This window comes from Micromonospora sp. NPDC049836, from assembly GCF_044465125.1.
Taxonomy (GTDB): Bacteria; Actinomycetota; Actinomycetes; order Mycobacteriales; family Micromonosporaceae; genus Micromonospora.
In genome coordinates this window covers 177426-198927 of the sequence record NZ_JBITLH010000002.1, presented here as the reverse complement: position 1 = coordinate 198927, position 21502 = coordinate 177426, and the positions used below count along the sequence as shown (strand labels likewise).

The window sequence follows — 21502 nt, the reverse complement described above, 5'->3', positions numbered from 1 at the left end:
GAGGAGAGGGGAACGGGGTGCCCGACACCACCCAGGTCCGGTCCAGCCAGGAGGCTGTGCTCCCGGACGACGTGACCGACCCGCTGCTCTGGCGGACGGCGTACGACGTGGCCGCCGCCCACCAGCCGGACGAGACGGGCCACTGTCCCAGCCTGCTCTGCGGCGGCCAGGACGCGCCCTGCGACACCCTGACCGACGCCCGCCGCGCGATGGACCTGGCCCGCTCCGGCGCCCCGGCCGAGGAGCCCGTCCCCGCCGCGGCCCCGCGCCCCCGCTCCCGCCGCCGTCGCAAGGCCGCCTGAGCACCCGCCGCCGGGTCAGTGGCCCGGGGCGGGGCCGAACGCGGTGAGGAAGCGGTCCCGGAAGGTGTCCATCCGCCACGCCGGGGTCTGCGGGCCGGGCCGCAGCCCGTCCTGCCAGCCCCAACCGGCGATCCGGTCCAGCACCTTCGGATCCCCGGCCACCACCGTGATCGGTACGTCCCGGCTGGCCCCCGCGCCGGTGACCGTCGTGGTGGGCTGGTGGTCGCCGAGGAAGACCAGCACGAGATCGTCCCCGCCGTAGGTCAGCAGGTACGAGATCAGCGTGCCGACCGAGTACTCGATCGCGTGCGCGTAGTCGGCGCGGATCTGGTCGTTGCCGCGCTGGACCACGTCCCGGCCGCCCCCGGTGCGGGTCGCCGCCTCGTGGAAGATCGACCCGTCGCCGACCGCGTCCCACGGCACCGGCTTCGGGATCGCCGACCAGGGGGAGTGGCTGGACACCAGCGGGATCTCCGCCATCAGCGGCGGGTGCGGCCGGGACCGTTCGAGGCGCTGGAAGGTCGCCAGGGTGAACTGGTCGGGCATCGGCGCGTAGCTGAACGTCGGCCCCCGGTAGGCCAGCCGCGCGGCGTCGTAGTAGCGGTCGTAGCCGAAGAACCTGCCCTCCGGCCAGGGCTGGGTGGCCGCGGGCAGCACGCCGACGGTCTGCCAGCCGGCCCGGTGGAACGCCCCGTTGAGGGTGAGCCGGTTGCCGGCCAGCAGATCGCGGTGGCGCTGGTCGTTGTCGATCCACAGGCCGGAGAGCAGGGTGGCGTGGGCCAGCCAGCTTCCGCCGCCGAAGGTGGGTGAGGTGAGGTAGCCGGTGCGGGCGTCGAACCCGGCCGCGCGCAGTCGCCGGTAGCCGTCGTCGAGCACCGCCGTCACGCCCGGGGCGAGCGCCGGGTCGGTGACGGCGTCCCGGCCGTAGCTCTCCACGAACGCGACCAGCACGTCCTTGCCGCGCAGCCCGGTCAGCAACTGGTCGCCCGGCACGTTGCGGTACGCGTCGGTGGCCGCCTGCCCGGCGAACACCACCCGGTCCCGCAGCCCGGCGCGGACCTGCCCGACGTGCGCCGCGACCAGGGCGCTCGCCTGCCGGTCGGCGACCGGCACGTCGGGCCCGACCCGTACCCCGAGGGCCGCGCAGCCGAGCCAGAGCACCGCGAGGGCGGCCACCACCCGCGCCGACGTCCGCCGGCGCCGGGCCAGCAGCCGGGTCAGCCGCAGCGCCGCCAGGGTGACCAGGACGAGCAGGCCGGCGGTGAGCAGCACCGCACCGGCGGCGGCGGCGACCGCGGCGGCCCGGCCGGAGGAGTCGGTGAGGTAGCCGAACCCGTCGTCGAAGAGCGCCCAGTCGAGCAGCACGTCGAACGGCCGGTCCCGGGCCACGAAGAAGCCCATGTCCAGCAGTCGCAGCACGGTGAGCAGGCCGAGCAGCAGACCGGTCAGCGCGGCGACCGGCCGGCGGGCGCGGGCCGGCAGGGCGAGCAGCACCGCCACCGCCACCAGCGCCTCCACCGGGATGCGCAGCACCGCGGCCGGACCGATCCGGCTCAGCTGGTCGGGCAGCGCCAGCGCCGCCAGCACCAGCAGCGCGGCGAGCCCGGTGAGGACCGCGGCGGCGACCCGGCGGGCCCGCGACGGCGTCCCGGCCGACGCTGCGACCGCCGCCGGCTGCGCCGTTGTGGCCGGCGGTGGGGTCGGTGCCGGCTGTGGGCCGGGTGCGGCGGGGTCCGGGGCCGCCGGGTGCGGCGTGGGGTCGGTGACCGCGCCGGCGTCGATCGGCGGCGACCCGGTGCGGGCGTCCGGCGCGCCCGGGGTGTCGGCCGGCGGGCGGTCGGGGACGTCGGGCGCGTCGGTCGGCGGGCGCTCGGCGGGGCGGTCGGGGGTACGGGCGGCGGGCGCGTCGGCCGGCGGGCGCTCGGCCGGGCGGTCGGGGGTACGGGCGGCGGGAGCGTCGGTCGGCGGGCGCTCGGCGGGGCGGTCCGGGGCGGAGACGTCCGGGGCAGAGACGTCGGGGGCGGGGTCGGTGGGAGGGTCGGCCGGTGGGGTCGCGGCGGGGCGGTGGCGGCGGGCGGGACGTGACACGGCGGGGTCCTTCGGCGAGGGCGGGGAGGGCACGGGTGGCACGGGCTAGACGGGCTGGTGGGCGCGGGCCCGGACCGGCAGCGGCCGGGCCACCGGACCGGTCGGCCGGGCCGGCCGACCGGTGGGTTCGAGCACGATCCGGGCGGGCGGCGCGGCGGCGGGGGCACCCCGGGCCGGGCGGGCACCGAGGGTGCCGGCCGGGACGGCGGCCGGGGCACGGGCCGGGACGGCGGCCGAGACGGCGGCCAGGGCGGCGGCCGGGGCGGCGGCCGGGGCACGGGCCGGGACGGCGGCCGGGGCGCCGGAGGTGACCGGCCGGCGCCGCCACAGCCAGGCCACGTCGTGCCCGAACGACTCGACCAGCAGCGCCAGCGCGCCGGCGACCAGGACGACGGCGGCCACCGGGGGCAGCAACCCGCTCGCGACCACCACGAGCACCACGCCCTGCGCCGCCGCCGCCACCTTGCGCCAGAACCGGGGCGGCAGCGGTCGCCGCAGCCAGGGCAGCAGCCAGCCGGCCGCGACGAAGGCGTACCGCATCCCGCCGACGGCCAGCACCCAGCCGCCGACGGCCGGCACCAGGTGCGCGCTGAGCAGCAGGAGCAGGAACGCGTCGACCTCCATGTCGAAGCGGGCGCCCAGCGGGCTGGCCGTGCCGGTGCGGCGGGCCACCAGGCCGTCGACGGCGTCCAGGGCCAGCGCCACGGCGGTGAGCGGGACCAGCACCACCGCCGGCGCCGGGCCGGGGGTCAGCGCCAGCGCCAGCACCCCGCCGATCAGCAGGGCGCGGGTCAGCGTCACCCGGTCGGCCGGGCCGAGCCGGTCCGCGCCGGCGGCCCGCAGGCCGCGCCGCAGCAGCGCGCCGAGCACCCCGGCGTACGCGAGGCCGGCGAGCCAGCCCGCCACGCCGAGCCCCACCGTGCCGGCGAGGCCGGCCAGCAGGGCAGACTGGAGGATCAGCCCGAGCAACGGGCCCGTTCGAACGGTGGACACCCTGCCTCCGTGTCTATGATCGACAACCCTGTGCTCTCACTACGGGGAAACTGCCCGTTCGGTTCGGTCTGATGCGGAAAAGAGGAGAAAATCGTGACCGGCGTCGCCCGCGCCTTCTGGCTCCGCGCCCCCGGCCAGGGCGAGCTGCGTCCCGTCGAGCTGCCCGCGCCCGGCCCCGACGAGGTGCTGGTCCGCACCCGCTACTCGGGGGTCAGCCGGGGCACCGAGACGCTGGTCTTCACCGGACGGGTCCCCGCCGACCAGTACGCCACCATGCGCGCCCCGTTCCAGGAGGGCGACTTCCCGGCCCCGGTGAAGTACGGCTACCTCAGCGTCGGCACCGTCGAGCAGGGACCGGAGGAGCTGCGCGGGCGGACCGTCTTCTGCCTGCACCCGCACCAGACCGCGTACGTGGTGCCGGCCGCCGCCGTGGTGGTCGTACCCGAGCAGGTGCCGGCGGCCCGCGCGGTGCTGGCCGGCACCGTGGAGACCGCGGTGAACGCGCTCTGGGACGCCGCGCCCCTGGTCGGCGACCGGGTCACCGTGATCGGCGGCGGCATGGTCGGCTGCTCGGTGGCCGCCCTGCTGGCCCGGTTCCCGGGGGTACGGGTCCAGCTCGTCGACGCCGACCCGGCCCGGGCCCGGGTGGCCGCGGCGCTCGGCGTCGATTTCGCGCTGCCCGCCGACGCGACCGGCGACCGGGACCTGGTGGTGCACGCGAGCGCCACCGCCGAGGGGCTGCAACGCGGGCTGGACCTGCTCCGCCCGGAGGGGACGGTGCTGGAGTTGAGCTGGTACGGCGACCGCCCGGTCGCGCTCACCCTCGGCGGGGCCTTCCACGCCCGGCGGCTCGGCATCCGCAGCAGCCAGGTCGGCACCGTGTCGCCGCGGCGGGCCGACCGCAGCTACGCCGACCGGCTGGCGCTGGCCCTGGACCTGCTCGCCGACCCGGCGTTCGACGCGTTGCTCACCGGCCGGTCCCGCTTCGCCGACCTGCCCGACGTGCTCGACCGGCTCGCCTCGGGCCGGCTGCCCGCGCTCTGCCACCTCATCACCTACGACGAGGAGTGATCCGTGTTCAGCGTCACCGTCCGGGACCACATGATGGTCGCCCACAGTTTCCGCGGCGAGGTGTTCGGCCCCGCCCAGCGGTTGCACGGCGCCACGTTCGTCGTCGACGCCACCTTCCGCCGGCCGGACCTCGACGCCGACGGCGTCGTGGTCGACATCGGCCTGGCCACCGAGCAGCTCAAGGCCGTCCTCGGCGAGCTGACCTACCGCAACCTGGACGACGAGCCGGCCTTCGCCGGGGTGAACACCACCACCGAGGTGCTGGCCCGCACGGTGGCCGACCGGCTCGCCGAGGCGGTGCACGCGGGCCGGCTCGGCGTGGGCGCCCGCGGCCTCGCCGGGATCACCGTGACGCTGCACGAGTCGCACGTGGCCTGGGCCAGCTACGAGCGGACTCTGTAGCCGTCGATGACCGTCGTCCACGTGGTGCTGCCGGGCGACATCGACGACCCGGCCACCCCCAGCGGCGGCAACAGCTACGACCGGCGGGCCTGCCGGGGCCTGGCCGCGTTGGGCTGGACCGTGCGGGAGCACCCGGTGCCGGGCGGCTGGCCGTACCCGGGGGCGGGGGAGCGGGCCGCGCTCGCCGGCCTGCTCGCCGGGCTGCCGGCGGGGGCGCTGGTCCTGCTCGACGGGCTGGTCGCGTCCACCGTGCCGGAGGTGCTGGCCCCGCACGCGCGCCGGCTGCGCCTCGTGGTGCTGGTGCACCTGCCCCGCGACGACGACGTGGAGGCGCGCGCCCTGGCCGGCGCGACCGCCGTGGTGGCCACCAGCGAGTGGACCCGCCGCCGGCTGCTCGACCGGTACCCGCTGGCCGCCGCCCGGGTGACGGTCGCCGCCCCCGGCGTGGACCCGGCGCCGCTCGCGCCCGGTTCGCCCGACGGCGGCCGGCTGCTCTGCGTCGCCGCGGTCACCCCGGTCAAGGGCCACGACGTGCTCGCCGCCGCCCTCGCCGAGGTCGCCGACCTGCCGTGGCGCTGCGACTGGGTGGGCTCGCCCACCCGCGAGCCGGCCTTCGTGGCGCGGCTGGCCGGGCGGCTCGCCGGCACCGGCCTGGCCGACCGGGTCCGGCTGCCCGGCCCGCTCACCGGGGCGGCACTGGACGCCGCGTACGCCGCGGCGGACCTGCTGATTCTGCCGTCCCGGCAGGAGACGTACGGGATGGTGGTAACGGAGGCCCTGGCCCGCGGCGTGCCGGTGCTGGGCAGCGACACCGGCGGCCTGCCCGACACGCTCGGATGGGCCCCGGACGGCACCCGCCCGGGCCTGCTCGTGCCGGCCGGGGACCCGGCGGCCCTGGCCGCCGCGCTGCGCGCCTGGCTCACCGACCCGGCCCTGCGGGCCCGACTGCGGCGCGCGGCCCGGCACCGGCGGGACACCCTCACCGGCTGGACGGTCACCGCGCAACGGCTGGCGGCGGCCCTGAAGGAGGCGACAGCGGCATGACCACCCAGCTACCCCCGGACTTCGCCGACTGGCTGCGGCTGCGCGAGCCGGCGGACGCGGCCGCCCGGTCGGCCGACCTGGTGGACGCGGTCCGTCGCCGGCTGCCCGCCGGCCGGCCCGTCGTGGTGCACGACCTGGGCAGCGGCACCGGCTCGATGGCCCGCTGGCTGGCGCCCCGGCTGCCCGGCCCGCAGCGTTGGGTGCTGCACGAGCGGGACCCCGACCTGCTCGCGCTGGCCGCCGCCGAGCCGGTGCTCGCCGCCGACGGCGGCCCGGTCACCGTGCAGGCCCGGGGCTCCGACATCACCCGGCTGGCCGACGCCGACCTGGCCGACGCCCACCTGGTCACCGCCTCCGCCCTGCTGGACATGCTCACCGCCGGGGAGGTCGAACGGGTGGTGGCGGCCTGCGCCGGTCACCCCACCCTCTTCGCGCTCTCGGTGGTCGGCCGGGTGGAGTTCACCCCCGCCGACCCGCTCGACGCCGGGTTCACCGCCGCGTTCAACGCGCACCAGCGCCGCACCGTGGCCGGCCGCACCCTGCTCGGCCCGGACGCGGCGCGGGTCGCGGCGGCGGCCTTCCGCCGCCGGGGCATCGACGTGGCCGTCCGGTCCAGCCCGTGGCGGCTCGGCCCGGAGCAGGCGGCGCTGACCGCGGAATGGCTGGCCGGCTGGCTGGACGCGGCCGTCGAGGAGCGGCCGGACCTGGCAACGGCGGCCGAGGCGTACCGGCGGCGGCGGTTGGCGCAGGCGGCGGCCGGCGGGCTGCGGGTGGTGCTGCACCACGACGATCTCCTGGCGGGGTGAACCGCGCGGCGCTCTGACACGTGACATCGGGTGGACCCCGGGAGGACCACTTGTCACACGCCACCGTCGCCGTCCCCATCGGCACCGTCCCCGCCGTGGCCGGCCCGACGCGACCGGCGGGCGGGCCCGCGCCGGCCCGGTCGGCCTGGCCGTGGGTACGGCTGCTCGGCGGGCTCGCGGTCCTCGCCGCGCTGGTCTGGTCGGTGGGCGCCGGGCCGTTCCTGGCCGGGCTGCGGCTGATCGACCCGCCCGCGCTGGCCGCCGCGCTCGGCATCGGCGCGCTCACCACGGTCTGCTGCGCCTGGCGCTGGTCCCTGGTCGCCGGCGGGCTGGGCGTACGCCTGCCGCTGGCCACCGCGGTGGCGCACTGCTACCGGGCGGTCTTCCTCAACTCCACCCTCCCCGGCGGGGTGCTCGGCGACGTGCACCGGGCGGTGCGCCACGGCCGGGACGCCGGGGACGTCGCCCGGGGTGTCCGGGCCGTGCTCTGGGAACGGACCGCGGGGCAGGTGGTCCAGCTCGGCATCGCCCTCGCGCTGCTGGCCGTGCTGCCCTCCCCGGTCCGGCCGTACCTGCCGGCGCTGGCGGCCGCGCTGGGCGTGGCGGCGCTCGGGCTGGCGCTGCTGGTCCGGGTGGCCCCCCGCTCGGGGGCGTCCCGGTGGGCGCGCGCGGTGCGGACCGCGGTGTCGGACATCCGGGCCGGGCTGCTGGCCCGCCGCGCCTGGCTGGGCGTGCTGGTGGCCTCGGCGGTGGTGGTCGCCGGCCACCTGGCCACCTTCCTGGTCGCGGCGCGCACCGCGGGCGCGGACGCGCCGCTGTCCCGGCTGCTGCCGCTGACCCTGCTGGCATTGCTCGCCATGGGGCTGCCGGCGAACGTCGCCGGTTTCGGGCCGCGCGAGGGGGTCGCGGCGTGGGCGTTCGCCGCCGCCGGGCTCACCGCCGGCCAGGGGGTCGCCACCGGCACCGTGTACGGGGCCCTGGTCCTGGTCGCCAGCCTGCCCGGCGCGGCGATGCTGCTGGCCCGGCGGTGGCCCACCGTACGGTCCGGCGAGTGTCGGTGATCCGGAATACGGTGAGGAGGCGAGGTGTGCGTTGCCGGCCCGTCCGGCAGCCCCGGACGGAGGAGAACGGATGGACGAAACACTGCCCACGGCGACGATCCGGACCCAGGTGACGGTCCCGCTGCGCTTCCCCGACGGATACCTGACCAGCGCCCGGGTCTACACCTTCCACGGTCTGGTGGACGGCCGCGAGCACCTTGCGTTCGGGCTGGGCGACCGGGTGACCGCCGGGGACCGGCCGGCGGCCGACCTGCCCCCGCCGCTGGTCCGCCCGCACAGCGAGTGCCTGACCGGGGACGTCTTCGGCAGCCAGCGCTGCGACTGCGGCCCGCAGTTGCGCGAGGCGGTCGAGCGGATCGCCGAGGCCGGGGGCTACCTGCTCTACCTGCGCCAGGAGGGCCGCGGCATCGGCCTCTACGCCAAGCTCGACGCGTACGCCCTGCAGGACGGCGGGCTGGACACCTACGAGGCGAACGAGGCGCTGGGCCGGGGCGCCGACGAGCGCGACTACACGGTGGCCGCGCAGATGCTGGCGGCGCTGGGCGTGACCCGGGTGGCGCTGCTCAGCAACAACCCGGACAAGGCGGCGCAGCTGGACCTGCTGGGCGTGACGGTGGTCGACCGGGTGTCGACCGGGGTGCACCTGTCCCCGGCGAACGCGCACTACCTCGCGGCCAAGGTGACCCGCGCCGACCACGCCCTCGACCTGCCCTTCGTGCCGTGAGCGCGCGACCGTACGTGCTGCTCAGCTGCGCGATGTCGATCGACGGCTACATCGACGACGCGTCGACCGAGCGGCTGCTGCTCTCCAACGAGGCCGACCTGGACCGGGTCGACGACGTCCGCGCCGCCTGCGACGCGATCCTGGTCGGCGCCGCCACGGTCCGCCGGGACGATCCGCGGCTGCTGATCCGTGCCGAGCGGCGGCGGGCCGAGCGGGTGGCCCGCGGCCTGCCCCCGTCGCCGGCCAAGGTCACCGTCACCGGCAGCGGCGACCTCGACCCGACCGCCCGGTTCTTCACCTTCGGCGACGGGCCGAAGCTGGTCTACTGCCTCAGCGGGGTGGTGGAGAAGACCCACGAGCGGGTGGGTGACGTGGCCACCGTGGTCGACGCCGGTGACCCGGTCACCCCGGAGGCGGTCCTGGCCGACCTGGCCGCGCGGGGTGTCCGGCGGTTGATGGTGGAGGGAGGCGGCAGCCTGCACTGCCAGTTCCTGACCGCCGGCCTAGCCGACGAGTTGCACCTGGTGGTGGCGCCGTTCTTCGTCGGTGACCGGCGGGCGCCGCGCTTCGTCGGCGAGGGCAGCTATCCGTGGCACGCGGGCCGGCGCGCCCGGGTGCTCGAGGTGCGCCAGATCGACGACGTGGTGCTCACCCGCTACGCCCTCTCCGACCGCTGCGACGCCCGGCGTTGACGTCGAGCACGCTCGGAAAGCTAGCGTGCGCGGCATGACGACCACACTGATCACGGGCGCGAACAAGGGCCTGGGGCTGGAGACCGCCCGGCAACTGACGGCCGCCGGCCACACCGTCTACCTCGGCAGCCGGGACCTCGAGCGGGGACGGCTGGCTGCTGCGACGGTCGGCGCCCGGGTCGTGCGGGTGGATGTCACCGACGACGCCTCGGTAGCCGCCGCGGCGCGCTCCATCGCGGCCGACGGCGGCTTGGACGTCCTGGTCAACAACGCCGGGATCGCGCCGGAGTGGGGTGCGGACGGCACCGTCACGGATGCCTCGGGGGTGACGGCGGACCTGATGGCGCACACCTTCGCGACGAACGTCGTCGGCGTGGTGCGGATGCTCCACGCCTTTCTCCCGCTCCTCAGCCGGTCCGCGGCTCCCGTGGTGGTGAACGTGAGCAGCGGCCTCGCCTCGCTGTACCGCGCGACAACCCCGGGCGAGCCCGGCTACGCCTACCCGGGCGTGGCCTACCCGGCCTCCAAGACCGCGCTGAACATGGTCACCGTCCAGTTCGCGAAGGCGTACCCGACGATCAGGATCAACGCCGTCGAGCCCGGCTTCACCGCCACGGACCTCAACGGCTCGGCCGGACACCAGACGGTGGAGCAGGGTGCCCGGATCATCGCCCAGCTGGCGCAGCTCGGTCCCACCGGCCCGACGGGAGGCTTCTTCAGCGCCGCTGGTCGGCTGCCCTGGTGAGCAACAGCCCGGCGGCTGCCCCGCGCCCCTCCACCGTCGGGCCGGGGCGGCGCCACCCGTTCGTGTCGGCGGTCCTCCGTCCGCCCCGGTCGGCCGTCGTCCGTCCGGTCGGCCGGCGCCGGCGGCCGGGTGTTCGTCGTCGTCCGTACGGTGCCATTCTGCAATTGACGTCTTGACCGGAATGGATGTCGCAGATATTGGGTGTGCGCCATTATCGAGGGCCGCCCGGACGGGGCCGCGCTGATTTCGGCCGTCCTTGTCCGGTGCTGCCGCGCGGCGCAATTCCGGTTCGACCGTTCGGTGCCGCACGTGGGCCGTGAACGCCACTGGTCGGCGCCTTTTGTGGGGAGATGGGCGGATCGCTGCATCTGTTCGGTGACCGGTTCGTATCTGTGGGTTGTGGTGCGATGCCGGAATAGATTTTCGCCCTCACCTCTTGACCAGCTGATTCATCATTCGTCGCGCCGATTCTTCGCCTTTCCTCGGCATCCCGGTATAGTGCCTGCAATCCCCATTGGAGTGTGCCGGAAAGCGTCTTGATCTGCGTGATGACATCTGGGCCGGACAATGCGCCGGCAGGCCCCTGCTTCGCCGGGCGGCGACCACAGTTGGCGCGGGTCGCGAGCGCCCACGCAGCGGTGTTGGCCGGCGGCCGGCAACTGGCCTGTGAGGTGGTGGGGGAGCCGGGCATCGGCAAGACCCGGTTCGTCCACGAGGCGCTGAGGCGGTGCGTCCCGGCCGTCCCCCAGGTCGTCGGGAGCTGCGCTCCGGACGAGCGCGGAGTGCCCTTCCACGTGTTCCGGCACGCCCTCTCGGCGGGGCGTCCCCCGCGAACCGGGCCGGGCACCGGACGGCTGGCCCGGGAGGTCTGGGCCGAGCCGGAGGTGATGGTGCCGCCGGCGCCGGCGCGATCCTCGGACGCCCGTCGGTTCGGGATCTACCAGTCGGCGCGCCGACTGATCGGCCGGGCCGCCCGGGACGGGCTGGTGCTCATCCTCGACGACCTGCAGTGGGCCGACGCCTCCTCCACCGGCCTGATCGCCCACCTGCTGCGCTATCCGGTGCCCGCCCCGCTGCTGCTGGTGCTGGTCTACCGGCCCCGGCAGATGGCCACCCCGATGCCGTTCGGACCTCCCGACGAGCGCGCCGGGGCCGACCCGCGGGTACACGACCGGATCGAGCTCGGGCCGCTCAGCCTCGCCGAGACGGCCCGCCTGCGGCCGACCCGCGACCCGGCGGAGCTGGCGGCGCGGTACGACCTGACCGGCGGCAACCCCGGCTATCTGCTGGCGTTGCCGGGTGGCGATCCCGGCACCGGCCCGGATCGCGGCGACCCGATCCACGATCCCTCCGGCGGCCAGCTCGCCGCCCCGGCGATCGCGGCCCTGCGCCGGGAATGGGTGGATCTGCCGGCGGTCGACCTGGCCTGTCTGCGCGCCGCGGCCGTCTTCGACGTCCCGTTCGACGCGGACCTGCTCGCCCCGGTCGCGCAGGTGCCGGCCGCGTCGGCGGCCGAATCCGGTTGGCGGTTGGCCCGGCGCGACCTGATCCGCCGGGTACCGGGCGGCGGACGGTTCGCGTTCCGACACCCGGTGCTGCGGCTGGCGGTCGCCCAGGACACGGACCCGGCGTGGCGGGTGGCGGCCTACGGGCGGGCGCTCACCGCGCTGGTCGAGCGGGGGGCGCCGCCGGCGGACCGGGCCCGCTACGCGGAGCGGCTGCTGGACCTGCCGCACGGCGGCTGGGCCGAACGCTGCGTCGACGTGCTCTGCCGGGCCGCCCAGGAGATCTGCCGGGAGGCACCCGACCTGGCCATCCGCTGGCTGCGGGTGGCCCTGCGGGCGTTGCGTCCCACCACCGCCCCGACCCGGCGCCGGCAGGACGTCTCGCTGGCCCTGGCCCGGATCACCGGCGAGGCGGGCAACCTCGCCGAGAGCAGGGCGCTGCTCCAGGAGATCGTGCCGCTCTTCCCCGCCGACGGGGAGGGCCGACGGGCCCGGGCGGTCGCCCTGTGGGCCCGGGTGGAACGCCTGCTCGGCAACTACGCGGAGGCACAGGCGATCAGCCGGCGCGAGTTGGCCGCGCTACCGCCCGGCACGGGGGTCGCCGGCGGCTACCGGCTCGCCACCGAACTCGGCGCCGCCGGCATCCTGGCGGGGAACCCCGTGCCCCCGCCGGCCGGCGGGCTCATCGAGGACCCGGACGGACCACCCCCCGACGCGCTCACCGGCGACCCGAACGGATCGGGTGTGGACCGCGCCGGCCTGCTGGCCGTCCGGAGCCTGGCCGCCACGCACGACGGCGCACTCAACCTGGCCCGGGACCTGCTCGACGCCGGCAGCCGGATCGTCGACTCGCTGCCGGACCGGGACGTGCGGGACCACCCGGACTGTCTGGCCGCGCTCGGCCTGACCGAACTGCACCTCGAACGGCAGGCCGACGCGGTGCGGCACCTCGACCGGGGCCTGGCCCTCGTCCGCGCGGCCCACCGCGACGACGGCCTGTGCCAGCTGCTGCTCGGCCGCAGCCGGGTGGCCTACCACAGTGGCCAGCTCGCCAGCGCCATCGAGCTGGCCACCGAGGCGGGCATCGTCGCCCGGCGGATCGGCAGCCGTGACCTGCTGAGCGTCGCGCTGGCCAGCGAGGCGGAGGCGACCGCGTGGCGTGGCGGCCTGCGCGACGACGAACGGGCGGTGGCGCTGGCCCGCAGCGCCGTCGAGCTCACCGGCGACCGCGCCAGCTGGTCCGGTCGTACCGCCGCCACCGCGCTGGCGACCGCGGCGCTGCTGGCCGGGGACCCGGCGACCTGTGTGGAGCTGCTGCGCGGGGCGGGCGGCGACGCCCGGCTGACCGGCCTGCAGGCCACCCTCCGACCACTGTGGTACGAGCTGCTCTGCGCGGCCGCCCTCGCCGCCGGGGAGCCGGCCGACGCCGAGCGGCAGGCGCGGCTGGCGATGGCCGAGGCGGAGCGGCTCGGCCTGCCCGGACAGCGGGGCTTCGCCGAGTCGGCGTACGGGGAGGTGCTGCTCGCCCGCGGTGAGGTGGTGGCGGCGCTGCCCCGCCTGGAGGCGGCGGTCGACCTCTTCCGCGCCGGTGGGCTGGTGCTGCGGCGCAGCCTGGCGCTGGCCTCGCTGACCCGCGCCGCCGAGGCCGCCGACCGGGCCGGGCCGGCCGCCCGCGCCCGTCGGCAGGCGCTGGAACTGGCCGTCCGGTGCGGGACCGAACGGGTCGGCCTGCGACTGGCCCGTCCGATCGGCCCGCGCGCGGTCGCCACCCTGACCGACCGGGAGTGGCACATCGCGCGGCTGACCGCGACCGGGGCGACCAGCCGGCTGATCGGCCGGCAGCTGAACATCAGCCCGCGCACGGTGGAGGCGCACCTGACCCGGATCTACCGCAAGGCGGGGGTGGCCTCCCGGTCGGGTCTGGTCGCCTGGGTGGCCCGGCTCGATGACACGGATCGGTGACGCCGACCCGAGCCGGATGTCGTCGTCGCGTGCAACGCCGACGGGCCGGACAGCACGAGGCCGCACCGCCACCGGCGGGACCCGACGTCGGCTCACATACTCGACGGCACCGGGCGCGAATCCCGCTACCGGCGATGGACGGAGGACGAGATGGTGGGCAGCAGGATCCCGCGAGATCTCGTGCCGGCCCGGCGGTCCGCGGCCACCGTGGCGGTGCTGCTCGCGCTGGCGGGCTGCGGCGGCCAGCCGGTCGACGCGGCCGCCCCGGCGCCCGGCGCGACGTCCGCCTTCGGTCCGGACCGGGCCGCCCTGGTGCTCACCGCCTTCGACCAGGCCGACTCCGCCGCCTCCGTCGCCGGGGACGTCGAGGCGTTGCGTACCCAGGAGGTGCCGCCCTCCCTGCAGCTCAGCATCGCCGCGGCCCGGCGGGCCGCCCACAACCAGCGCCCGCAGCCGGCGTTCCAGCACATCAACCCGGTCTTCGCGCTGCCGCCGGCCGAGCCGGGCTGCTTCCTCGCCACCGCCACGCTCCGGATCGCCGGTTCGGAGCTGGCACCCACCGACGTGAGCCAGTTCGTGCTCGGGCCGGACGGGCAGTGGAAGCTCAGCCACAACGTCCAGGTCGCCCAGCCCGCCCTGGTGACCGCACGGAGCATCGCCGGCCGACCGGCGACGTCCGGCGGCGCGGCACTGGACGAGACCAGCCGCCGGGCCCTCGCCGCCGAGGTGTTCGCCCGCAGCATCGGGTCGACGACGAGCAACCGCGCGCTGGTCGCGTCGAGCCCGCTGCTCGACAACCAGTTCGCCGGCGGCTGGGAGGTCTACGGGCAGCAGTTGGCCGGTGCCGGTGCGACGGTGAAACGGACGATGGACCGGGCGGAGTGGTCCGACTGCGCCGTCACGGTGCCGGCCGGCACGCTGGCCTTCCTGACCATCCACGCCACCGACACGCTGCGTCCCGCGCCCGGCGGCCCGGCCACCGTGCAGATGGTGCCGCAGAGCCCGGACCTGATCGCCACCGGGCAGCGCACGGCGTTGCGCGGGAAGACGATCCGGGTCACCCGGGTGGAGACCTTCCTGCTGCTCGTACCGGCGCAGACCACGGGCACCGCGGTGCTGGGGCTCAACGACACCGCGCTGACCGCCGTCGCCGGCTGACCGTGCCGTCCGCCGGCCGCCCCGGATGCCGACGGCAGAAACCGGTGGCATCAGGCGGGATCCCGACGCCGGAACGCGACGATGGGGAGCAGCCAGGACCAGGGCCGGTGCCGCCACCGCCCGGCCCGCCCGGCTCGGGAGGAAAACATGTGGCGTCCGCGATTCCGCTCCGACTACGTGCCGGTCCGGTTGCCCGACGGCCCGCTCGTCGTGCTCGGCGAGACCCGCAGCCTGCTGGTCGACGACCCGGTCGCCGCCGACCTGGCCGACCTGCTCGACGGCGCCGCCCCGCTGGCCGACGTGGTAGCCCGGCTGGCCGGCCGGCACCCGGTCGCCGCCGTCGCCGCGGCGCTGGCCCGGCTGCGTGACCACGGCCTGCTGGCGTCGGGCCCGGCGCACACGTCACCGGCCGAGGCCGCCGGCTGGGACGCCCGGGGGGTGCCGCCCGAGCGCGGCAGCCGGTGGATGGCCGAGGGCGCGGTCACCGTGGTGGACCTCGGCGCCCCCCGGCTCACCGAGACCACCGACGCGTTGCGGGCCCTGGGGCTCACCGTGACGGTGGTCGGGCCGGACGAGCCGGAGCCCGGCCCGGACACCGCCCCCGTGCTGGTGCTGGCGTCGTCGATGCTGGACCCCCGGCTGGCGCGAATCAACGACCGCCACCTGGCCGCCGGGCGCGGCTGGACGCTGGCCCGGCCGCACGGCAACGTCCTCCTCATCGGACCCCACCTGGTGCCGGGCCGCACCGGGTGCTGGGTGTGCCTGCGGCAACGCTGGCAGGAGAACGAGCAGGTGAACGCCTTCCTCGGCGGGCAGGACCTGACCGGTCCGGTGCCCCAGCCCGGCCGGGCGGTGCTGCCGGGACTGGCGACCGTGGTCGCCGGGCTGCTCGCCCCCGAACTCGCGGTGCTCGCCCTCCGGGGCTCGTCGCCGCGGCTCACCGGCCGGATGGTCGCGCTGGACACCCGCGACCTGAGCATGGAGAGCCACCAGCTCGTACGCCAGCCGCAGTGTGCCGCCTGCGGCGACCCGGACCTGGTCGGCAAGGCCGAGCCGCGGATCGACCTGCCGCCGAGTGGCGCGCAGCCCAGCCGGGCCGGCGACTCCCGCACCCGGGAACCCGCCGAGGCGTACGCCGCGCTCGCCCACCACGTGAGCCGCTATCTGGGCGTGGTGAGCCGACTGACCCCGCTGGAGGCGACCGACAACGGCGTCACCCACACCTACTCGGCCGGGCACAACTTCGCCCAGCCGCGGCAGCTCACCGGCCTGCGCCGCAACCTGCGCGGGCAGAGCGGCGGCAAGGGCCGGACCGACCTGCAGGCCCGGATGAGCGCGATCGGCGAGGCGGTGGAGCGCTACTGCGGGGTGTGGCGCGGCGACCGGCCGGTGCACCGGGCCAGCTACCGGCAGCTCGGTGCGGATCGGGCGGTGCACCTGCGTGAGCTGCTGCTCTTCTCCGAGCGGCAGTACGCCGACCGGGACCGGCTCAACCGCGACCTCGGCCACCTGCACCGGATTCCCCGCCGGCTGCCCGACGACGTGGAGCTGGACTGGACCACCGGCTGGTCGCTGACCCGGGAGACGAGCCGTGAGCTGCCGGCGGCCTACTGCTGGTACGGGCATCCGGAGCTGACCGGGCTGGGGGTGTGCTCGGCGGACTCCAACGGCTGCGCGGCCGGCGGCACCGTGTCCGAGGCGATCCTGCAGGGCTTCTGCGAACTCGTGGAGCGCGACAGCGTGGCCCTCTGGTGGTACCACCGCTCCCGGCTGCCCGGGGTGGACCTGGCCTCGTTCGCCGATCCCTGGCTGGCCGCCTGCGTCGAGCATCACGCCGGCGCGCTCGGCCGCGAGCTGTGGGCCCTCGACCTCACCGCCGACCTCGACATCCCCGCGTTCGCCGCGGTGTCCCGGCGGACCACCGGCGCGGCCGAGGACGTCCTGGTGGGCTTCGGCGCGCACCTGGACGCCCGGGTCGCGCTGAGCCGGGCGTGCGCCGAGGTGAACCAGTTCCTGCCCGCCGTGCCCGGTCCCACCTCCGGACGCAACCGGTACGGCCTCGACGACCCGGACAGCGCGCGCTGGTTCGGCACCGTGCGGATCGCCGACCAGCCCTGGCTGACCCCGGATCCCACCCGGCCGCCGCGAACCCTCGCCGACCACCCGCCGCTGACCACCGGCGACGTGGGGGACGACGTGCGCGGCTGCGTACGCCGGGCGGAGCGGGCCGGCCTGGAGGTGATCGTGGTCAACCAGTCGCGACCGGACCTCGACCTGGCGGTGGTCAAGGTCGTGGTGCCCGGCCTGCGGCACTTCTGGCGCCGGCTGGGCCCGGGCCGGTTGTGGGACGTGCCGGCCCGGCTCGGCCGCGGGCCGCTGGCCGCCGACGAGGCGTCCGCCAATCCGCTGAACGTGTTCTTCTAGCCGCCCGTCCCGGCGCCGCCGGGACCGGGGGAGGGATGTGGCGATGTCCACCGTGGTAGACCCGGTCGGTCGGGGGTCACCGTGACCGGCTCCGTCGGCGGTCCGCCGATCCAGGAGCTGTACCGGCTGCGCCGCGACGCGGAGCTGCACCTCGGCGAGGACGGCTCGCTGAGCCTGCGGCAGACCCGCTTCCAGCTCGGGCTGGAACAGCCGGGCATGGGCCGCCGGGCGCTGCTGCTGCGGCTGGCCGCCGACTGGATCAGCGACGTCGAGGTCGGCCGCCTGGTGATCGGCCTCGAGGGGGAGAGCCGGGTGCTGCCGGCACAGTTGCTGCTGCGCCGGCTGGTGGCCCACTCCTGGCTGGACCGCCGCGTCCAGGTCGCCGACCGGCCGCTGTTCGACCTGCTGCCCACCGGCCTCGGCCGGGGCAGCCTGCCGGAGACCCGCCCGCACCTGCCGGCGGCGCACTACCGGCTGTCCCGCTTCGCCACCCTCGCGCCCGACCAGGACCGGCTCGTCGCCGCCTCGTCGCTGAGCACGCTCACCGTCGGCTGCGCCGACGCCGCCCTCGGCGCCGTGCTGGCCGCCGCCGCGCGCGGGGTCGGCCCCGACACGGTGGCGCGCACGCTCGGCGTCCCGCCGGAGGCCGCCGCGCGGGTCCTCGACGAGCTGGTCACCGCCCGGATCCTGGTCACCGACGCCGAGTTCGCCGCCGAACACGACGACCCGCCGCTGGCGTACTGGTCGCCCGAGGAACTGCGGCTGCACCAGCGCTCCCGGGTGGGCCGGCACGTGCTGCCGGTGGGCGGCACCTACCGGCTGCGGGACCGCTTCGCGCCGCAGCCGCTGCGCCGCCCCTACGACGGGGGCCGGGCGGTCGAGCTGCCGATCCCGGACCCGGCGACGATCCTCAAGGCCGACCCGCCGTTCAGCCAGGTCGTCGCGGACCGGCGCAGCGTGCGTGCGCACGACGAGGCGGAGCCGCTGACGGTGGACCGGCTGGCGGAGTTCCTGTACCGGTCGCAGCACACCACCGCCACCGGGCAGGCCGGCGGGCAGGAGGTCGGCCACCGGCCCTACCCCGGCGGTGGCGGGGTGTACGAGCTGGAGATCTATCCGCTGGTCGCCCGCTGCGCCGGGCTCGACCGAGGGCTCTACCACTACGACCCGGTCGGGCACCGGCTGGAGCCGGTCGCCGGCTGGGGGCCGGCCGCCGACCGGCTGCTGGCGTACGCGCGGGGGGCCGGTGCCATGTCGCGGCCGCCGCAGACGGTCCTGGTGGTCACCGCCCGCGTGCAGCGGCTGATGTGGAAGTACGAAGGGATGAGCTACGCGATGATTCTCAAGGACGCCGGTGTGTTGACCCATCAGATGTATCTCGTGGCCACCGCCATGGGGCTCGCACCGTGCGCTCTCGGTGCCGGAGACTCGCACGCCTTCGCCGAGCTGTCCGGGCTCGATCCGCTGGTCGAGCCGAGTGTGGCCGACTTCCTGCTCGGCGCGGGGCGGGCCGCCGGCACCGCCGGGGCGGGGGGACCGTCGTGAAGTTCCGGCGGGCGGCGCTGCGCCAGCTCGAGGCGCCCGAACAACTGGACCGTGCGGTCCGGCTCACCACCGTGCCCAGCTGGCTGGCCACCACCGCGCTGATCATCGTGGTGGTGGCCGCGGGCGGGTGGTCGGTGCGTACCGTGGTGCCGCGGACCGTCGAGGCGGCCGGGGTGCTGATCCACTCCAACGGGATATCCGCCCTCGACGCGCTCGACAGCGGTCAGGTCACCAAGGTGTGGGCGTCGCCGCACCAGCGGGTGGCCAAGGGCACCCCGCTCTACAGCCTGCGCACCGCCGACGGCAAGGTGCGGGTGGAGACCGCGCCGGGGGACGCGTACGTGGTCACCTGGCTGGTCTCCGAGGGGGAGATCGTCACGCCGGGCAGTCACCTGGCCGACCTGGAACGGCTGGACACCGCGGGCGACGCGCTGCAGGCCGTCGTCTACGCCCCGGCCGTCGCCGCGCCGCTGGTGCAGCCCGGGGTGTCCGTCGAGGTGGCCGCCGCGGCGGCGCCCCGCAACGTGTTCGGCACCCTCGCCGGTCAGGTGACCGAGGTGGGCGCCTTTCCGGAGACCGAGGCGTCGCTGCGGGCCTTCCTCGGCGCGGGCCAGGACGTCCGGCGGCTGCTCGCGCACGGCAGCGTGGTCCGGGTGACGGTGGCGCTGGTGCCCGACCCGGCCGCGCCGGGCGGGCTGCGCTGGAGCAAGTCCCCACCGCCGTTCCAGCTCAACTCCGCCAGCGAGGTGACCGCCTGGTTCACGGTGGACCGGGAACACCCGATCGACTGGTTGCTGCGGCGATGAGCGCGCCCACGGCCGCCCCGGCGGCGCAGACCCCCAGGATCCGGCGGCGCCGGGTCCGCACCCCCACCCTGATCCAGATGGAGGCGGTGGAGTGCGGCGCGGCCGCGCTCGGCATCGTCCTCGGCCACCACGGCCGGCACGTGCCGCTTGAGGAGCTGCGCCGGGTGTGCGGCGTCAGCCGGGACGGCTCGACCGCGGCCACCGTGCTCAAGGGCGCCCGCCGGTACGGGATGGAGGCCAAGGGCTTCCAGATGGACCTGGCCGGCCTGGCCGGCGTGCCGCTGCCGGCGGTGCTGTTCTGGCGCTTCGAGCACTTCGTGGTGCTGGAGGGTCTCGGACGGAAGGTCTTCATCAACGATCCGGCCACCGGCCCGCGGGCGGTGAGCTGGGAGGAGTTCGACGGCGCGTTCACCGGCATCGTGCTCACCATGCGGCCCGGCCCGCAGTTCCGTCCCGGCGGCGCCCGCTACCGGCTGGTCCGGGCGCTGGCCGAGCGGTGGCGTGGCCCGGGCTCGGCGATCGCGCAGGTGTTGCTGCTGGGCCTGCTGATCGCCGTGGTCGGTCTGACCATTCCGGTGCTGGCCCGGGTCTTCGTCGACCGGGTGCTGTTGCAGGAGGACCGGGCCGCGTTCGCCGGCCTGGTCGCGGCGGTGGCGGTGGCCACCGTGCTGACCTTCCTGGCCAGCCTGCTCCAGCAGCGGCTGACCGTACGGGCGGAGACGACCCTCGCGCTGGCCAGCGCCGCCCGCTTCTTCCGACATCTGCTGCGGCTGCCGCCGGCCTTCTTCGACCAGCGCCAGGCCGCCGACCTGGGCCAGCGGGTCCGCAGCAACGACCTGGTCGCGGAGGTGCTCACCCGCCGGGCGGCGACCACCGTGGTGGACACCGCGCTGGTGCTGGCGTACGGCGCGCTGCTGTGCCAGTACGACCTGGTGCTGGGGGTGTGCGCGGTGGTTCTGGCCGGGCTGAACGTCAGCGTGCTGCGCTACGTGGCGTCGACCCGGTCGACGGCCGTCGCCGGCCTCCAGGCGGATCGCAGCAAGCTGGTGACCACCGTCTACACCACCGTCCAGATGATCGAGACGGTGAAGGCCGGCGGTGAGGAGGAACGCGCCGTGGCCCGGTTCGCGGCGCGCAACGCCACCGTCGCGAGCCGCCAGCAGCGGCTGGGGGTGCCGACCGCGGTGCTGTCCGTCCTGCCCGCGTTCCTCGCCGCCGGCACCACCGCGGTCCTGCTCGGCCTGGGCAGCCAGCGGGTGATCGCCGAGGCGATGAGCGTCGGCGTGCTGGTGGGCATGCAGGGCCTGGCCGCCGCGATGAACCGGCCGCTGGGCAACCTGACCGCGCTGGGCTCGCGGCTGCAGGACATGAGCGCCGACCTCAACCGGCTCCGGGACGTGGAGCGGTACCCGCTGCCGGCCGGCGACGGGTCGCCCGCCCGGCCGCCCGCGCCGCTGGAGGGCCACCTGCGCATCGAGGAGGTCACCTTCGGCTACCACCCGCTGGGCCGGCCGTTGCTGGAGAACTTCAGCCTCGACCTGCCGCCCGGTGCGCGGGTCGCCCTGGTCGGCCGCTCGGGCAGCGGCAAGTCGACGGTGGGCCGGCTGGTCGCCGGGCTGTACCGGCCGTGGACCGGCCGGATCACCGTCGACGGCGTGGCCCGCGCGGAGGCCGACGACGGTCTCTGGGCGGCCACGGTGGCCATGGTCGACCAGGACCAACGGCTGTTCGAGGGGACGGTCCGGGACAACGTCACCATGTGGGACCTCACCGTCGCCGACGACGACGTGGTGTCCGCGCTGACCGACGCCTGCCTGCACGGCGAGGTCGCGGCCCGCCCGGGTGGCCTGGCCAGCGCGGTACGGGAGAACGGCCGCAACTTCTCCGGCGGGCAGCGGCAGCGGCTGGAGATCGCCCGGGCGCTGGTGCGCAACCCGCGGGTGCTGGTGCTGGACGAGGCGACCAGCGCCCTGGACGCCGAGACCGAACGGCAGATCGACCTGCACCTGCGGCGGCGTGGGGCGACCTGCCTGATCGTGGCCCACCGCCTGTCCACGGTCCGCGACTGCGACCTGATCGTCGTGCTCGACGGCGGCCGGGAGGTGGAGCGCGGCACCCACGAGCAGTTGGTCGCCCGGGACGGCGCGTACGCGCGGCTGGTCCGGGACCACTGA

Annotated in this window: 17 protein-coding genes; 15 read left to right on the top strand and 2 right to left on the bottom strand. The window is 76.4% G+C overall.

The window, feature by feature from the left end; all coding sequences use genetic code 11:
- The first annotated feature begins 17 nt into the window (after positions 1–17).
- Positions 18–302: a hypothetical protein gene (locus ACIBPB_RS05425; RefSeq protein WP_396838347.1), complete on the top strand. Its 285-nt coding sequence runs from the start codon at positions 18–20 to the stop codon at positions 300–302.
- Positions 303–317: 15 nt separating this feature from the next.
- Here ACIBPB_RS05425 and ACIBPB_RS05420 read toward each other — a convergent pair whose 3' ends face one another.
- Both ACIBPB_RS05420 and ACIBPB_RS05415 read right to left on the bottom strand, forming a co-directional pair.
- Positions 318–2390, bottom strand: a complete 2073-nt coding sequence (locus tag ACIBPB_RS05420; protein ID WP_396838346.1) for a sulfatase — start codon at positions 2388–2390, stop codon at positions 318–320.
- Positions 2391–2435: 45 nt separating this feature from the next.
- On the bottom strand, positions 2436–3383 hold the full coding sequence (locus tag ACIBPB_RS05415) for a CDP-alcohol phosphatidyltransferase family protein (protein WP_396838345.1): 948 nt from the start codon (positions 3381–3383) through the stop codon (positions 2436–2438).
- A gap of 93 nt (positions 3384–3476) precedes the next feature.
- On the opposite strand from ACIBPB_RS05415, the gene ACIBPB_RS05410 reads away from it, so the two are divergent.
- The 14 genes from ACIBPB_RS05410 to ACIBPB_RS05345 all read left to right on the top strand — a co-directional run bounded on the left by ACIBPB_RS05410 (position 3477) and on the right by ACIBPB_RS05345 (position 21502).
- Entirely contained in the window at positions 3477–4454 is a 978-nt protein-coding gene (locus ACIBPB_RS05410; protein WP_396838344.1) for a dehydrogenase, read from the top strand.
- Positions 4455–4457: 3 nt separating this feature from the next.
- Positions 4458–4856: a 6-pyruvoyl trahydropterin synthase family protein gene (locus tag ACIBPB_RS05405; RefSeq protein ID WP_396838343.1), complete on the top strand. Its 399-nt coding sequence runs from the start codon at positions 4458–4460 to the stop codon at positions 4854–4856.
- A 6-nt stretch (positions 4857–4862) separates the two neighbouring features.
- The gene (locus ACIBPB_RS05400) at positions 4863–5900 is read left to right on the top strand and encodes a glycosyltransferase family 4 protein (RefSeq protein ID WP_396838342.1); all 1038 of its coding nucleotides are present in this window, start codon (positions 4863–4865) and stop codon (positions 5898–5900) included.
- Positions 5897–6706: an SAM-dependent methyltransferase gene (locus tag ACIBPB_RS05395; RefSeq protein ID WP_396838341.1), complete on the top strand. Its 810-nt coding sequence runs from the start codon at positions 5897–5899 to the stop codon at positions 6704–6706. Before ACIBPB_RS05400 ends, ACIBPB_RS05395 begins: the two co-directional genes overlap by 4 nt.
- Positions 6707–6801: 95 nt before the next feature.
- Positions 6802–7767, top strand: a complete 966-nt coding sequence (locus ACIBPB_RS05390) for a lysylphosphatidylglycerol synthase domain-containing protein (RefSeq protein WP_396838821.1) — start codon at positions 6802–6804, stop codon at positions 7765–7767.
- A 70-nt stretch (positions 7768–7837) separates the two neighbouring features.
- Positions 7838–8491, top strand: a complete 654-nt coding sequence (gene ribA / locus ACIBPB_RS05385) for a GTP cyclohydrolase II (protein WP_396838340.1) — start codon at positions 7838–7840, stop codon at positions 8489–8491.
- Entirely contained in the window at positions 8488–9183 is a 696-nt protein-coding gene (locus tag ACIBPB_RS05380) for a dihydrofolate reductase family protein (RefSeq protein ID WP_357326554.1), read from the top strand. The genes ribA and ACIBPB_RS05380 overlap by 4 nt, the downstream gene beginning before the upstream one ends.
- A gap of 34 nt (positions 9184–9217) precedes the next feature.
- Entirely contained in the window at positions 9218–9928 is a 711-nt protein-coding gene (locus tag ACIBPB_RS05375) for an SDR family NAD(P)-dependent oxidoreductase (protein WP_396838339.1), read from the top strand.
- A 548-nt stretch (positions 9929–10476) separates the two neighbouring features.
- Complete coding sequence (locus ACIBPB_RS05370; protein WP_396838338.1) at positions 10477–13395, top strand: AAA family ATPase; 2919 nt, start codon at positions 10477–10479, stop codon at positions 13393–13395.
- A gap of 150 nt (positions 13396–13545) precedes the next feature.
- Positions 13546–14553 (top strand): hypothetical protein, encoded by a 1008-nt coding sequence (locus ACIBPB_RS05365; RefSeq protein ID WP_396838337.1) that lies wholly within the window; start codon positions 13546–13548, stop codon positions 14551–14553.
- Positions 14554–14700: 147 nt separating this feature from the next.
- Positions 14701–16977, top strand: coding sequence for a TOMM precursor leader peptide-binding protein (locus ACIBPB_RS05360; RefSeq protein ID WP_396838336.1), 2277 nt, complete (start codon positions 14701–14703; stop codon positions 16975–16977).
- Between the two features lie 81 nt (positions 16978–17058).
- Complete coding sequence (locus ACIBPB_RS05355) at positions 17059–18522, top strand: SagB family peptide dehydrogenase (RefSeq protein WP_396838335.1); 1464 nt, start codon at positions 17059–17061, stop codon at positions 18520–18522.
- Positions 18519–19328 carry a hypothetical protein gene (locus ACIBPB_RS05350; protein ID WP_396838334.1) on the top strand — a complete coding sequence of 270 codons (810 nt, stop codon included), beginning with the start codon at positions 18519–18521 and terminating at the stop codon, positions 19326–19328. Before ACIBPB_RS05355 ends, ACIBPB_RS05350 begins: the two co-directional genes overlap by 4 nt.
- Complete coding sequence (locus ACIBPB_RS05345; RefSeq protein WP_396838333.1) at positions 19325–21502, top strand: NHLP family bacteriocin export ABC transporter peptidase/permease/ATPase subunit; 2178 nt, start codon at positions 19325–19327, stop codon at positions 21500–21502. The genes ACIBPB_RS05350 and ACIBPB_RS05345 overlap by 4 nt, the downstream gene beginning before the upstream one ends.

Bases quoted from the DNA above. Each gene is read 5' to 3' on its own strand.
- ACIBPB_RS05400 (WP_396838342.1), top strand. From the start codon at position 4,863: ATGACCGTCGTCCACGTGGTGCTGCCGGGCGACATCGACGACCCGGCC.
- ACIBPB_RS05395 (WP_396838341.1), top strand. From the start codon at position 5,897: ATGACCACCCAGCTACCCCCGGACTTCGCCGACTGGCTGCGGCTGCGC.
- ribA (WP_396838340.1), top strand. From the start codon at position 7,838: ATGGACGAAACACTGCCCACGGCGACGATCCGGACCCAGGTGACGGTC.
- ACIBPB_RS05375 (WP_396838339.1), top strand. From the start codon at position 9,218: ATGACGACCACACTGATCACGGGCGCGAACAAGGGCCTGGGGCTGGAG.
- ACIBPB_RS05370 (WP_396838338.1), top strand. From the start codon at position 10,477: ATGACATCTGGGCCGGACAATGCGCCGGCAGGCCCCTGCTTCGCCGGG.
- ACIBPB_RS05365 (WP_396838337.1), top strand. From the start codon at position 13,546: ATGGTGGGCAGCAGGATCCCGCGAGATCTCGTGCCGGCCCGGCGGTCC.
- ACIBPB_RS05360 (WP_396838336.1), top strand. From the start codon at position 14,701: ATGTGGCGTCCGCGATTCCGCTCCGACTACGTGCCGGTCCGGTTGCCC.
- ACIBPB_RS05345 (WP_396838333.1), top strand. From the start codon at position 19,325: ATGAGCGCGCCCACGGCCGCCCCGGCGGCGCAGACCCCCAGGATCCGG.